Consider the following 13,666-nt stretch of genomic DNA (forward strand, 5'->3'; position numbering starts at 1 on the left):
CCCGCCTGATCAGAACTGGCTCCATTCCTCCGCGCGCTCGACCGCCGCGCCCCCCGCAACCCTGCGGAACGAGGGCGTGGGCTGTGCCTGCGGCTGACGCACGGGAAGGGGTGCCATCCGGCCTTCTGCGCCGAGGTTGAACTGCTTGAGCAGGCGGTCGAGCTGATCGGCCTCATGGGCAAGGCTGATGCTCGTCGTCGTGGTCTGCTCCACCATGGCCGCGTTCTTCTGCGTTCCCTGATCCATGCTGGCGACGGCATGGTTGATCTCTTTCAGCGCATTCGATTGCTCCTGCGAGGAGCTGATGATCGCCGCCACGTGCCGGCTGACATCCCGGACGTCGGAGACCATGGATTTCAGCGACTGGCCGGCGGCATCCACCAGCGATACGCCGGCGGTCACCTGGTCGCGGGAACTCAGGATCAGCGCCTTGATCTCCTTGGCTGCGGTGGCCGAGCGTTGCGCCAGCTCCCGCACTTCCTGCGCCACGACCGCAAAGCCCCGGCCCGCATCGCCGGCCCGCGCCGCTTCGACCCCGGCATTGAGGGCGAGCAGATTGGTCTGGAAGGCGATGTCGTCGATCACGCCGATGATGCTGGCGATTTCTCCCGACGACTTGTCGATGTCGTAGATGGCTTCCACCGCCTTGCGCACGATCTCGCCGGAATGCTCGGCACCCGAGCGAGTCTGTTCGACCAGCCGTCCGGCATCCTCGGCACGCACGGCGGCATCCGAGACCGTACGGGTAATCTCCTCGATGGCGGCTGCCGTCTCCTCCACGGAGGCGGCCTGCGAATTCGTGCGCCGCGCGAGATCGTCCGTCGCAGCCCGCATTTCCACCGCAGCCGCATTGATCGCCGAGGCATTCATGCCGACGGCGCGGAGCGTATCCAGAAGCTTCTCCGCGGATACGTTGAAGTTCTGCCGCAGGGGTTCCAGCTCCTCGGAGAAGCGCCGGTCGATGCGGTAGACGAGATCGCCGGAGGCGAGGCGCGAAAGCCCCTCGCCGAGATTGTCGATGGCGAAGGTGAGGTTGGTGCGCTCCTGCCGGCGCTCCTGGTCGCGCAGCTCCCGTTCGGCCTCGCTCTCGAGGCGGGCGGCATCGGCGCGCAGCTCAAGCTCTATCCGGTTGATTTCATTGGCGCGGAATACGGCCACGGCCTGAGCCATGTGGCCAATCTCGTCCTTGCGGCCGAGGCCATCCACCGGGGTCTGGGTGTCTCCGGCCGCCAGCGCCGACATGCGTTCGATGGAGCGCAGCAGGGGCCGGATGACCCCACGGCGGGCTATCAGCAGGGAGGCGGCGATGGCCAGGGTCATGGCGAGGGCCATCAGGCCCACCGTCATGATCAGCGCCCGGTGGTTCTCGTCGCTGAGCTTCTGGCGCGACGTATCGGTTTCGGTTTTCACGAACCGCGCAAGTTGCACCAGGCTCTGGTCCATCTGATCCCCGGCCGCGTCGAGCGACAGGAAGAGGGTCTGGCCTGAGGAGCGGCTTCCGGTTTTTGCCATGTCGACGGCATTGGCCAGTTGCTCCAGCAGTTTGTCCGCCCTGAGCCATGCCTGGTTGATGCCCTGGCTGAACTTGGGAGCCAGTTCGCCTGCATCCTTGAAGAGTTCGCCGATTTCCTTGCGTGTCGCCGCCATGTCGTGCTGGCCGCCCGCACCATCGGTGGCATAGATCATGTTGCCCGCCTCGACGGTGGCGCTGCGAAACTCGGCCCTGGCTTCCATCAGCTTCGAGATGGCCGCTGTATTCATGTTGAGAAACTTTGCATATTGTATGTCGCTGCCCACCAGCTGATATCCGAGCGCGGCCAGACCCAGGCATCCGCACAGGCAAACGCCGACGATGGGCAGGAGAATTTTCGTGGTCAGATTCAAATTGCCTAAATTAAACATGGGTTTCATCCTTGAATTGGGCTGTAAGCGGTAGAGGCGGCCCATCGTCCTTGCCTTTAAGTTATAGAAATCGAAAATTAGAAAATAATTAAATCCGTTTGACGCGGCCTTCTGCAACGCACGGATGAACCGCGAATGCCGAAAGTGCAGCAGTTATGTTTTGTAAAATTAAAGTTGCTTTATATCTAAATAATACATGTGAATTGAGGTAATACTTTAGATTTCTGCTGTCACCGCCGTTGGAAACCGGCTAAACATCCCTGTCTTTCAAACGGCCTGCCGGCATGGCCCTTCGGCAGGGCGGACGGAACATCGGAATTCAAGGGAATGGCGCAGAAATCGGGTTCGGACCGGATCAACTACAGGAAAAAGCCTCAGCAGGATCGTAGCGTCCAGCGTGTCGAGCAGATCCTCGCGGCGGCACGCCTCCTGATCGGTCGCCACGGCATGCAGGGCCTCAAGATGACCGAGATTGCGGCCGAAGCCGGCGTCCCCATCGGCTCGCTGTACCAGTATTTCCCTGAGCGCGCCGCCATCATCAAGGCCTTGTTCGATCGGACGGCAGAGGCGGTTCAGGAAAAGATCCGGTCGAGCTTCCATGCCGTCGGCAGCCTCGAAGAGGCCCTCGACATCATCTGCTCGGTGACCGACTGGTACTATCAGCAGTTCCGCGAGAATCCCGCCGATTTCGAGATCCTGATCGCCACGGAAACCGATCGGGACCTGATCATGCTGAATGTGGAGGATAGCCGGCAGGTCGGAGAGCTGTTCTACAACTCCGTCCGCCATCTGCTGCCCGAGGATTTTCCCGTCGACATGTCGACCCGCAGCTTCCTGTTCAGCCATCTGATCGGCTCCGCCATCCGCCTTGCGGTGGTGGCAGGCGAGCCGCTCGGGCGGACACTCCTCAACGACTGGAAAACCCTGATCCGGGACATGCTTTTCCACGTCCCGGCAGGCGCGGGCCGAAGGGGCTGAGGTTTCACCACCCCTGAAGCGAACCGGTTCCGCCGCGAGCGCGGAGATACCGGCCGAAGCTTTTCACGTCGCCTTCCACCTCGTCGTTCATGTTGGCGGGGGTGATGTTGTCAAGGCAGGCGGTGATGTGGTTGGTGATCGCGTTCATCAGCGATGTGGCGACGCCGGGGCGCTTCATGATGCCGATCTGCATCGGGGGCAGGGCGGGGAAGCCGTCGGCCTGGGTCAGCACCTTCATGCCCGTGCGCAGGGCCGATTCCGGCAGCACCGAAACCGCCATGCCCGCGAGAACCGCCGAGGCGACCACGGTCGAGGACCAGCTGGTGAACAGGATCTGGTACTCGCGGCCGATGCTGTCGAGCGCAGAGCTTGCGAGCTGCCGCCACTGGCAATCGCGTCGCCCGACCGCAAGCGGCACCGGCGCGTCGTCCGGGAGCGGATGGTTGGCCGAGCCAACCCAGCAGAGCGGCTCCGTTCTCACCACGTCCGACATGCGCTCCCGCGGATTGTGCGTGACCAGCGCGATGTCCAGCTCGCCCTTCGCCATCTTCTCCGCAAGATCCACGGAAGGCTCGCAGACGATGTAGAGCTCGACATTCGGGTGGGTCTTGGCGAAGCGGCCGATGATCTCGGGCATGTAGCGGTCGGCATAATCGTCGGGTGTGCCGATACGCAGCGTTCCCTCGAGGCGGTTGTCGTCGAAGGCGGCGATGGCCTCGTTGTTGAGGCGAATGATGCGACGGGCGTAGTTCAGGAGCTTCTCTCCCTCGCTCGTCAGGCGGATGCCGCGTCCGTCCTTGGCGAAGAGCTGCTTGCCGATGCGCTCCTCCAGGCGGCGCATCTGCATCGAAACGGCGGACTGGGTCTTGTAGACGCGATCCGCCGCTTTCGTGAAGCTGCCCGTATCCACGATGGCAATGAAGGTCTGCAACTGGTCGAGGTCGAGTGGCGCAGTCATCGGAACACCCATGAATATGTTTGATGGTTACTATTAAAAACATGCGTTGGACTGATCAATAGTTATTTGACAAGTTTCAAGGGCAATCTCACCGGAAGCCGCCTCCCACGGTTTCCAAGCCCCTGATCCACCCCGTGCCGCCAGCGGACCGCCTCCATCCGCTGCCGGTGGCGTGGCGGATTCTTCGTAAAGAGGTCAACGACCATGCACGTGATGGATGATACCTGCGCGGGTGCCATGCCCGCGGTCGCCGGGCGTCCTGCAAGGCTCTGGACTGCCCTTGTTCGCAGCCTGCGCAACAGGCTGCACCGCAAGAAGGTGCTGCGGCTCGACGGCATGACCGATCACGAACTCATGGATATCGGGCTCACGCGGCTCGACATCCAGGATGCCCTTCGCGAATCCCGTTTCTTCGAGGATCCGAGCCACCGGCTCGCCTCGGCCGCGCGGCGCCGCCGACGCGCGTGACGTGGTGAAGCCGGCCCTGTCCGGCCGGCTTCACGGTTACTCCCTTTTCCCCGCAGGGCCCATCCCAAGAAGCCCTGCCACTTCGCCGGCGGAGCATTGGCTTCGCCGGTTTTTTTATCCACAGCTTCCTTAGCCGGGCGCAAGGTGCGCTGGGTTGCCGGGAACCCTTGTTTTTCAGGACCTTCGGGCTGTTCAGTCCCGTATCCTCGGGCTCCGCGGGCCATTCGTTAACCCCCGTTAAACTCCGCTCCTGCTAGTCTTGCGCAGATGGCGGACAGCCTTTGTCGCGCATGATGCGGGTCGCCTCGCCGGTTCCCTCCGGCATGCTGCAGGTTTGAAGGGTTTCAGTCATGCGTTTTTCCCGGAAGTTACCGCTTGTTGCAGCGCTTTTCGCGATTGCCTCCATCAGCGGAACGGCAGCGGTCGGCCTCTATTCGAATGCCAACAATCTGGTGGCACAGGAATACGAGAAGCTCGAGGCGACGGCGGATGGCCGCCGCAACGAGGCGCGCGTCTATCTCCAGTCGATCCGCAGCGACATCACCAGCCTCGCGGCCTCGGCCATCACCCAGCAGGCCCTCTACGGTCTTGAAGGCGCGTGGAAATTCCTCGGCGCGGACCCGAAGGCGGAGATCCAGGCGCGTTACATCGCGGGCAACCCGCATCCCCCCGCCGAGCGAATGAACTTCGATACCGCCAAGAAGGATGCCTTCGACCGGGCCCATCGGCAGAGCCATCCCTTCTTCCGCGATCACCTGATCAGCGAAGGCTATGCCGATATCCTGCTGATCGATCCCGAGGGCAACGTGATCTATTCCGTTGCCAAGCAGGAGGATCTCGGAACCAACCTTAAGAGCGGTGCAGCCCCGGACAGCGCCCTGTCGCAGGCGGTGGCGGCTGCCCTTGTCCTGAAGCCCGGCGAACCGGCCGTCATGACCGGTTTCTCGGCCTATCAGGCCGCCGGCGGCGAAGCCTCCGCCTTCCTCGTCGCGCCGGTGCTGATGAGCGATCAGGTGATCGGCCTGGTGGCCTACCGTCTTCGCGCCACGATGCTGACGCCGATGTTCTCCAACGCGACGGGTCTGGGGCAGACGGGCGAGTCCCTTCTCGTCGATGCCAATGGCCTCGTCATCAACGACAGCGTGAAGACACCCGAAGCCGATCCGCTCGCGGTGCAGATCGACAGCGCGCTGATCGGGGAGGCGCTCGTGAACGAGCGCTCCCACGGGATGATCGAGGGATATCGCGGCATGACGAGCTATGCGGCCCTCAGCAGGCTCGAAATCGGCGGGTTGCAGGCAGCCGTCGTTGCGCTGGTCGACCGCCAGGAGGTGAATGCGGGCCTCTTCCGGGGCATCCGCGACGTGGCGCTGGTCTCGCTGCTGATGGTCATCATCGGCACCATCGCCGGGATCCTGTACTCGCGCACGATTACCCGCCCCATCTCGTCCCTCGTCGACAGCATGAAGAGCCTTGCCGGAGGCAACACGGCCGTGAAGCTCGAGGGCGAGGAGCGGAAGGACGAGATCGGCGACATGGCGCGATCGGTGGCGGTGCTGCGGGAAGCGGCCATCGAGAAGCTGCGGCTTTCGGCCGAATCCGAGGATGCCCGCCGCCAGGCCGACGAGGCCCAGCGTCAGCGGGAAGCGGCCAAGGCCGAGGAACAGCGCCAGCTGGCCTTCGCGATCGACAGCCTCGGCGCCGCACTGGAGCGCCTGTCCGCCGGCGATCTGACCGCCAAGATCCACAAGCCCTTCTCCGCCCATCTCGATCAGCTTCGGCTCGATTTCAATGCCTCGCTCGAGCGTCTTTCGCAGACCATGGCATCTGTCCATAACAATGTGGTCGGCATCAACAGCCGCGTGGTGGAAGTGGGCAAGGCCGCCAACGAGCTGACCCAGCGCTCCGGCGAGCAGCAGGCCTCGCTGAACGAAACCTCCGCCGCGATCCGCAGCATCATGGCCGCGATCCGCTCCTCGACCGAAAAGGCCGAGGTGGCATCCCAGCTTGCCCAGGCGGCACGGCGGGAATCGGACCAGTCGGCCAACATCGTCACCGATGCGGTCGATGCCATGCACCGGATCGAAAGCGCGTCGCGCGAGATTTCGCAGATCATCAACGTCATCGACGAGATCGCCTTCCAGACCAATCTCCTGGCACTGAATGCCGGCGTCGAGGCGGCGCGCGCGGGGGAGGCGGGCAAGGGCTTTGCCGTCGTCGCGCAGGAGGTCCGGGAACTCGCCCAGCGCTCCGCAAAGGCGGCGAAGGACATCAAGGCGCTGATCACCAAGTCGGGCCAGGAGGTTGCAAGCGGCGTCGGCCTCGTCCAGCAGACGGGCGAGGTGCTGTCCTCGATCGCCGGGCAGGTGGTGAAGATCAACGACCACATCCAGTCGATCGCCGATGGCGCCAAGGATCAGTCGTCCAGTCTGGGCGAGATCAACACCGCCATATCGCGCATGGAAAATGCCAGCCGCCTCAGCCTCCAGGCGACCAATGACACGAATGCGAATGTCGGGCTTCTGGCCGGCGATGCGGAGGCCCTGACCTCGCTGTTGTCGCAGTTCAACACCCGCGACACGGAGTATCGCACCGCTTCCGTGACGCGTCCCGATGGCGGCACGACCGCCCAGCAGTTCGGAACGCCGGTCCCGCCGCAGAATCCGCGTCCTCCGGCCGCTTCGAGGACGCCCCGTCCAGAACGGCCGCAGCCGCCGGCTTTCGAACCGCCGAAGAAGCCCGCACCTCCGAGGTCGTCGCTCTTCACCTTCTCCAAGCGCATCGAATCGGTGGATAGCGCCACCCGGCCGAAGCGCCCCGTGGCCTCGCCGGCCCGCGAGCTCCTGGGCCGCGTCAGCGCAGGGCTCGGCCTCAAGCAGCAGGATACATCGAAGGACAATCAGAACTGGGAAGAGTTCTGACCGATGGCAGGGTAAACGGGGCGGCGCTCAGGCGCCGCTCTTTTTCGTCCAGCTGTCGAAGATGGCGTCCAAGCTCTGCTGGTAGGATTTCTGCACTTCGAGGCCCGTGTCGAACATCTGGTTGATGAAGGTGCCATAGGCATCCGGCGCCGGTGCTTCCGGCGGGGCTTCCTCCGCCCTGGACGGCGCCGCAGGCGCCGCCGCCTTCGCCATCATGTCCTGAAAAGCCTTCATGTAGGGATTGAAGCCGAAGGGATCGCTTTCGGTCGCCTTCTGCTCCGCCTTCTGGGGCGTGAAGAAGGCCTGCATCGCCTGCGTGAAGGGGTTGTCGAAGAAGGTGGCCTGGGGAGCGGGTTCGCGGCTCCGGAAGCCCATCGCCTCCATCCACTGGCGCGACATGTCCGCCATGCCCTCGGCCGTGAAGGGATTGGCCGGTGAAGCCTGCTGGCCGAGTTGCCCCGTCATCTGCTTCAGCAGGCCACCCATCATGGTGTCCGCCATGATCGGCATCATCCGCTTCAGAACGTCCTGGCCTATGCCGGTCAGTTGTTCGGCCTGTGCCGCCACGGCGCGGGAGATTTCCTTCGAGCCGAAGATCTGGGCAAGGGCCGCATTGCCGTCGGCAATGCCCTGCGGGGTAAAGGCGCGGGTGAAATCCTCGAAATAGCTCTGGTAGTTGCCGCTTGCAGCCCTGCCCATCAGGGTGGCGAAGTCGAAGGGGTTGCTGCTCTGGCGCTTGAGGCCCGCGGAAAAGGCGGGCATCAGCGCGGCGACCGCCTGGGCGGCCTGCTCCTGCGCGAGGTTGAACTGGCGCGCCAGCGCCTCCATCGCCTGGCCGTTCTGGGCCTTCATCATCAGGTCGAATAGTGGCAGCATCCCGTTCCCCGTCTGGTTCAGGGGCGCTCCGCGGCCATTCCCTGCTGAAGGAAGGCACATGCCGCCGGCGCCCGCCGAAGCACTATAGCGGCAAATGCCTCAACGGAAACCGCTTTCTGACATTTCGGCAGGCAACGAAGGTCTTAGGTGCGGCCGCGTCAGTACTGGTATTCGGAGAAGACCGGCTCCACCGACCCGTTCCAGCGACCGTGATAGAGGGCAAGCAGCTCGTCCGCGAGCGTGGCACCCTTGGCAATCGCCTCCTCGAGCGGGGACAGGAACACGCTTTCGTTCACGCCGTCGCTGTTGCGGCAGGCGCGGTCCCGAAGGCCGTCCCGGGAGATCGCGAGGATCTCGCGACCGATCTCCAGCAGCGAACGCCCACGGATGGTCGCCCGCAGCCCTTCGGCCGGAACCGTGTCACGGAGTTTCTGCACGTCTTCGAAGGTCCAGGCAGCCGTTGCCTGCTCGGCGGCATCGAGCGCGCTTGCGGAATAGAGAAGACCCACCCAGAAGGCCGGAAGCGCGCAGATGCGCCGCCACGGGCCGCCATCCGCACCGCGCATCTCGAGGAAGCGCTTCAGGCGGACATCGGGGAACAGCGTGGAGAGATGGTTGGTCCAGTCGCCCATCGTGGGTTCCCACTGGGCAAGCTCGCCCTTCAGCGCGCCGTTCATGAACTGGCGGAAGGTCACATGGGTGCAGTCGTGATAGCGTCCGTCGCGGACGACGAAATACATCGGCACGTCGAGCGCCCACTCCACGTAGCGCTCGAAGCCGAAGCCCGGCTCGAAGGCAAAGGGCAGCAGGCCGGCGCGCTGGTTGTCCGTGTCGCGCCAGATGTCGCCGCGCCAGGAGAGAAGACCGTTCGGCTTGCCCTCGGTGAAAGGCGAGGATGCAAAGAGCGCAGTCGCGAGCGGCTGAAGCTTCAGCGACACGACCATCTTGCGACGCATGTCGGCTTCCGAGGAGAAGTCGAGGTTCACCTGGATGGTGCAGGTGCGGTACATCATGTCGAGCCCCCGCGAGCCGACCTTCGGCATGTAGCGGCTCATGATGGCATAGCGGGATTTCGGCATGCGCGGCGTGTCGGCGAAGCTCCATTTGGGGCTGCCGCCCAGGCCGAGGAACCGGATGCCGAGCGGCTCGGCCACCTCGCGCAGGGTTGCAAGGTGGTGGTTGGATTCCTTGCAGGTCTCGTGAATGGTGGAAAGCGGGGCACCGGAAAGCTCGAACTGGCCGCCGGGCTCCAGCGAGATCGCGCCCATGCCTGTCGGCGAGGCAAGACCGATGATCTTTCCCGCATCCATGATCGGGTCCCAGCCAAGCTTGTCCTGCATCCCGGTCAGGAGCGCGGAGATGCTCGCTTCGCCCTCATAGGGAACCGGGCTGTTGTCTGCGCGGAAGAAGGCGAATTTCTCGTGCTCGGTGCCGATCCGGAACGCCTCTTCCGGCTTCGACCCCGCCGCGAGATAGGCGGCCAGTTCGGAAACGGAGGAAATCGGGGTGTCGTCGGTCGTATCGCGAGCCATGAAGAAATTCTCTTGCCTGGTTGAAATTCAGGTGGACACCATTCTGTCCGTCTGGGTGATTGAACTGGAAACGGGTGACGCGCAAGTGAATTTGTTTCATGTGCGCGTGAAAAAAATCTGAGCCGTCGCCTCTTGAATTCCCGCTTCTGCCTGCCCGCGATGGCCGTTACCGCCAGTCGCCGATCGCGGCCTGCACGACGGCAAGGGCCGCGACGGCGGCCGTATCCGCCCGCAGGATGCGCGGGCCGAGCGGAATCGCGGTGACGAAGGGAAGGCTGCGCAGCTGCCGCCGCTCGTCCTCGGAAAATCCCCCCTCCGGCCCGACCAGGAGCCCGAGCTTCTGGGTGGCGATCCGCGCGAGCACCGGCAGAGGGTTCTGTCCCTCGTCCCCCTCGTCGCAATAGATCAGCGTGCGTTCGCCATCCCAGTCGGAGAGAATGTCGGAGAGCTTTCGCGCCGGTTTGACGGCCGGCACCGCGAGCACACCGCATTGTTCGGCCGCCTCGATCACGTTCGCCTCGATCTTGTCGCTGGAGGGCGCCTTGCCCTGGGTGTGCTGGGTCAATGCCGGCTGCAGCACGCCCGCACCCATCTCCACCGCCTTCTGGACGAGGTAATCCATGCGGCCGACCTTCAGGGGCGCGAAGACATAGACGAGATCGGGCTGTGGTGGCTGGGGACGGGTCTGCTCGAGCATGGAAAGCCGTATCCGCTTCTTCGTCGGATAGGTCAGCCGGGCCCGCCACTCCCCGTCGCGGCCATTGAAGACGAGAAGCTCCGCATCCGTTTCCATGCGCAGCACATGGGCAAGATAATGGAACTGGTCGTCGGTTGCGGCAATCTCCGCACCCGTGCCGAGGTCCTCGCGCACGAACAGGCGCTGCATGCGGAAATTGGCACGCATGGTGTCCTCCCTCACAGGAAAATGATGCGAAACAGCAGGAACAGCAGGGCCGAAAGCCCGCCTGAAATCGGCAGCGTGATCATCCAGGCGCCGGCGATGGTCATGAAGTGCGAGCGACGCACCAGCAGCCTGCGCCGCAGCTCCTCGGTATCGTCCTCGCTGTCCTCCGTGACCGCCTTGCGCTTCTTCGAGGGCTTCTGTGCCGCCGGACGCCAGCTGTTGACATACCATTCGCGGAAAAAGCCGACGCCGAAGACCGATCCCACGGCGATATGAGTGGACGAAACCGGAAGTCCCGCCCAGGAGGCGGCCAGCACGGTCAGGGCCGCCGAAAGCGCGACGCAATAGGAGCGGACGGGGTTGAGCTTGGTGATCTGCTCGCCCACGAGACGGATCAGCCTCGGGCCGAACAGCAGCAGACCCGTCGAGATGCCGAAGGCGCCGATCGTCAGCGCCCAGAAGGGCACGATTTCACCGGGCGCCGGCGGCTGGTCGGAGACCGCCACGATGGCTGCCAGGGGACCGATTGCGTTCGAAACGTCGTTTGCGCCATGGGCGAAGCAGAGAAGCGCCGAAGAGGCAATCAGGGGAATGCGAAAGAGGATGCGCAGGGAGGCATTGCGGTTCTCGAGCCCCTCCGACTGGATGCGCACGTAGGGAATTGCGGAAAGCCACCCGACGAGCAGGAACATTCCCCCGAGCGGCAGCACCGCGTCTTCCGGAAAGCGGCCGCGGACGGCAAACTGCAGCGCGAGATAGGCGGAGAAGGCACCGGTCATCAGCCCGATCAGCACCGGGACCCACCGTCTTGCGGCGGCAATCTTGTCCTCCTTCTGGAGGATGCGCTCCTCGATGAAGAACAGCATGCCCGCAGCCAGAATGCCGCCGATCAGCGGCGAGGCGACCCAGCTCATCACGATCTGCCCGATGACGCCCCATTGCACCACGCCGAAACCGGAGGCCGCTATGCCTGCCCCGATGATCGCCCCGATGATCGAGTGGGTGGTGGAAACCGGCGCATGAAGCCAGGTGGCGAGATTGATCCAGAGCGCGGCGGCACTGAGCGCCGCCATCATGACGGCCATCACATGGCCGTCGCCGGGAAGGGCTGCCGGCGGCACCACGTGAACCGAGATCGTCTCCGTCACGTCCCGCCCGGCAATCACGGCGCCCAGGATTTCGAAGACGGCCGCCATCAGCAGTGCCGAACGCATGCTGATCGCCCGGGCTCCCACGGCCGCGCCGGTATTGTTGGTCACGTCGTTCGCGCCGATATTCATGGCCATGTAGCCGGCCAGCGCTGCCGCGATGATCAGGACCGCGGGGCTGGCGTGGCCGAGCGCATAGGTTCCGGCATAGACCATGGCGAGAAGAACGAAGAGCATGCCGGCGCTCGGAGCGGCAAGCCGCCTCCAGACATGCTGGGAGGCATGCTCGACAAGCGTCATCTTGTCGAGATCCTTGTCCAGCGCCGATTTCTTCTTCGTGCCGCCCATGCGGAACCAGTCCTCCCTTTGCCCCGGCCCCCTGACCCTCAAAAGGGTGGGTAGAGGCTTGATGCTCCGGGGGCAAGCCCGAAAACGACGAATGCGGAGGCTTCAGGCGGCGCGCTGTTCCAGGCTGCGGCCGAAATCCAGGATGAGCGAGCGAAGCGTCGGCTCCCGGACCTGCTCGGCGGCCGACTTGTAGGGAAACCAGCGATGCTTGCGCTGGTCCTTTTCCGGGTAGTCGTCGAGCAGCTTGTCAACCGCCAGCGCATGCACCTGCACGCGACAGCCGACGGCGAAGTCGTCTTTCAGCACCTTGTCGTAGAGATAGTAGCCGATCGGCCGCTTCTCGACCTGGCCGGTGACGCCCGCTTCCTCGAAGGCTTCCTGAGCGGCCACGCCGTGGCCGGGCTTGTCGGCCATGGGCCAGCCCTTGGGAATGATCCAGCGGCCGGTGTCGCGGCTGGTCACGAGAAGCACCTCGACATGGCGGTCGGCAGGATCCTGCCGGTAGCAGAGCGCAGCATATTGCTGGCGCGGCGGGCGCCGGAACATCAGCTTCAGCCATGCTGCCAGTCGGGAGATCAGCGCCATGTCGAACACGACTCCTTTCGAGAGAGATCATAAATGGAAATGGCTAAGGCCGAGTTTCCATCCACGCAAGTTCTTTTTGACCGATTTGTGACGGTCGGCACCACCTGCCCGAAGCTTCCCACCGCATGCTTGCGCCGGGCGTGACAAGAAACGAGAAAACCCCGGCGAACCGGGGTTTTCGGTACGTTGACGCGGAAGACGCCAGATCAGAACTTCATACCGAAACCGACGGTGACGGCATGCTGGTCGAAGTCGACATTGGTGCCGCCGATGTCGCGGTCGCCGTAGTTGTTGTAGCGGTACTCCGCACGGCCAAAGAGCGTGTCGGTGAAGGCGTAGTCCACGCCGGCGCCGACGGTAAAGCCGTTGAAGGTTTCGGTTTCCTTGTCGCCGCCGGTGACGTCGACATAGCCGCGGGCCGCGGTCCAGCCGCCCGTTGCGTAGAGCAGGGCGTTGTCGAAGGCATAACCGAGACGACCGCGAACCGAGCCGGAGACATCCGTACCGACTTCGGTTTCCGTGCCGAAGAGGGTGTAGGTGTTGCTGTTCCAGTTGTAGTTCAGGTCACCTTCGATACCGTAGACGAAGTTGCCGGACTGCATGTTGGCACCGACGAAACCGCCGAAGATGCCACCGTTGAAGTCTTCCTCGGCGGTCAGGCCGCCGCTGGCAAAGTCGGCATTGGCCCAGGTGCCGCCGCCCTGAAGACCCACGTAGCCGCCGGACCAGGTGAAGAGCGGCACGGTGGTCTGCTCGACGGGCGCAGGCGCATATTCCGTCTGTGTCACCATGTCGGCGGCGTGCGCCGAGAAGGCAAATGCAGAGGCGATGACCGCCGAAGCAATGATGGGCTTGAACATGTCACGTTTCCTTCTTTTCATAAACGCGTCGGTTACAAGTGCCCCCCGTGAAGCGACCGAGACAGGAGATTTGTCGTTTTTCCCGTTCCTGCCGGCCCAGCCATCCCCATGGCGGGTGCCGGCCATCCCGGGTAACCCCGCTGGCCTGAGATCGGAAATGGATGCTGGGTTGGCTTTTTCCATGGC

At 63.9% G+C, this 13,666-nt stretch carries 11 protein-coding genes; 3 read left to right on the forward strand and 8 right to left on the reverse strand.

Annotated elements, in window-relative coordinates:
* Positions 1-9 precede the first annotated feature (9 nt).
* Positions 10-1,761, reverse strand: a complete 1,752-nt coding sequence (locus GGR23_RS07225; RefSeq protein WP_183365497.1) for a methyl-accepting chemotaxis protein — start codon at positions 1,759-1,761, stop codon at positions 10-12.
* Between the two features lie 468 nt (positions 1,762-2,229).
* Between GGR23_RS07225 and GGR23_RS07230 the strand changes: the two genes are divergently transcribed.
* Positions 2,230-2,880 (forward strand): TetR/AcrR family transcriptional regulator, encoded by a 651-nt coding sequence (locus GGR23_RS07230; protein ID WP_183365498.1) that lies wholly within the window; start codon positions 2,230-2,232, stop codon positions 2,878-2,880.
* 4 nt (positions 2,881-2,884) lie between these two features.
* Here GGR23_RS07230 and GGR23_RS07235 read toward each other — a convergent pair whose 3' ends face one another.
* The gene (locus GGR23_RS07235; RefSeq protein ID WP_183365499.1) at positions 2,885-3,838 is read right to left on the reverse strand and encodes a LysR substrate-binding domain-containing protein; all 954 of its coding nucleotides are present in this window, start codon (positions 3,836-3,838) and stop codon (positions 2,885-2,887) included.
* A 204-nt stretch (positions 3,839-4,042) separates the two neighbouring features.
* On the opposite strand from GGR23_RS07235, the gene GGR23_RS07240 reads away from it, so the two are divergent.
* Positions 4,043-4,306, forward strand: coding sequence for a DUF1127 domain-containing protein (locus tag GGR23_RS07240; RefSeq protein WP_183365500.1), 264 nt, complete (start codon positions 4,043-4,045; stop codon positions 4,304-4,306).
* Positions 4,307-4,656: 350 nt separating this feature from the next.
* Positions 4,657-7,227 carry a methyl-accepting chemotaxis protein gene (locus GGR23_RS23165; RefSeq protein ID WP_246365024.1) on the forward strand — a complete coding sequence of 857 codons (2,571 nt, stop codon included), beginning with the start codon at positions 4,657-4,659 and terminating at the stop codon, positions 7,225-7,227.
* A gap of 27 nt (positions 7,228-7,254) precedes the next feature.
* Here GGR23_RS23165 and GGR23_RS07250 read toward each other — a convergent pair whose 3' ends face one another.
* From GGR23_RS07250 to GGR23_RS07275, 6 genes are all read right to left on the reverse strand, one after another.
* Positions 7,255-8,103 (reverse strand): DUF937 domain-containing protein, encoded by an 849-nt coding sequence (locus GGR23_RS07250; RefSeq protein WP_183365501.1) that lies wholly within the window; start codon positions 8,101-8,103, stop codon positions 7,255-7,257.
* Positions 8,104-8,261: 158 nt separating this feature from the next.
* A complete protein-coding gene (locus GGR23_RS07255) occupies positions 8,262-9,635 on the reverse strand; it encodes a glutamate--cysteine ligase (RefSeq protein ID WP_183365502.1) in 1,374 nt (457 codons plus the stop codon).
* 166 nt (positions 9,636-9,801) lie between these two features.
* A complete protein-coding gene (locus GGR23_RS07260) occupies positions 9,802-10,539 on the reverse strand; it encodes a 16S rRNA (uracil(1498)-N(3))-methyltransferase (protein ID WP_183365503.1) in 738 nt (245 codons plus the stop codon).
* Positions 10,540-10,550: 11 nt separating this feature from the next.
* The gene (locus tag GGR23_RS07265) at positions 10,551-12,035 is read right to left on the reverse strand and encodes an inorganic phosphate transporter (RefSeq protein WP_183365504.1); all 1,485 of its coding nucleotides are present in this window, start codon (positions 12,033-12,035) and stop codon (positions 10,551-10,553) included.
* Between the two features lie 102 nt (positions 12,036-12,137).
* Positions 12,138-12,620, reverse strand: a complete 483-nt coding sequence (locus GGR23_RS07270; RefSeq protein ID WP_183365505.1) for an NUDIX hydrolase — start codon at positions 12,618-12,620, stop codon at positions 12,138-12,140.
* Between the two features lie 206 nt (positions 12,621-12,826).
* Complete coding sequence (locus tag GGR23_RS07275) at positions 12,827-13,480, reverse strand: outer membrane protein (RefSeq protein WP_183365506.1); 654 nt, start codon at positions 13,478-13,480, stop codon at positions 12,827-12,829.
* Positions 13,481-13,666: the final 186 nt, after the last annotated feature.

It is taken from the genome of Gellertiella hungarica (assembly GCF_014197145.1).
In the GTDB taxonomy this organism is placed as follows: Bacteria; Pseudomonadota; Alphaproteobacteria; order Rhizobiales; family Rhizobiaceae; genus Gellertiella; species Gellertiella hungarica.

Excerpts from the sequence above, each read along its gene's own strand:
- GGR23_RS07225 (WP_183365497.1), bottom strand. The coding sequence starts at position 1,761 with ATGAATACAGCGGCCATCTCGAAGCTGATGGAAGCCAGGGCCGAGTTT.
- GGR23_RS07230 (WP_183365498.1), top strand. The coding sequence starts at position 2,230 with ATGGCGCAGAAATCGGGTTCGGACCGGATCAACTACAGGAAAAAGCCT.
- GGR23_RS07235 (WP_183365499.1), bottom strand. The coding sequence starts at position 3,838 with ATGACTGCGCCACTCGACCTCGACCAGTTGCAGACCTTCATTGCCATC.
- GGR23_RS07240 (WP_183365500.1), top strand. The coding sequence starts at position 4,043 with ATGCACGTGATGGATGATACCTGCGCGGGTGCCATGCCCGCGGTCGCC.
- GGR23_RS23165 (WP_246365024.1), top strand. The coding sequence starts at position 4,657 with ATGCGTTTTTCCCGGAAGTTACCGCTTGTTGCAGCGCTTTTCGCGATT.
- GGR23_RS07250 (WP_183365501.1), bottom strand. The coding sequence starts at position 8,103 with ATGCTGCCACTATTCGACCTGATGATGAAGGCCCAGAACGGCCAGGCG.
- GGR23_RS07255 (WP_183365502.1), bottom strand. The coding sequence starts at position 9,635 with ATGGCTCGCGATACGACCGACGACACCCCGATTTCCTCCGTTTCCGAA.
- GGR23_RS07260 (WP_183365503.1), bottom strand. The coding sequence starts at position 10,539 with ATGCGTGCCAATTTCCGCATGCAGCGCCTGTTCGTGCGCGAGGACCTC.
- GGR23_RS07265 (WP_183365504.1), bottom strand. The coding sequence starts at position 12,035 with ATGGGCGGCACGAAGAAGAAATCGGCGCTGGACAAGGATCTCGACAAG.
- GGR23_RS07270 (WP_183365505.1), bottom strand. The coding sequence starts at position 12,620 with ATGGCGCTGATCTCCCGACTGGCAGCATGGCTGAAGCTGATGTTCCGG.
- GGR23_RS07275 (WP_183365506.1), bottom strand. The coding sequence starts at position 13,480 with ATGTTCAAGCCCATCATTGCTTCGGCGGTCATCGCCTCTGCATTTGCC.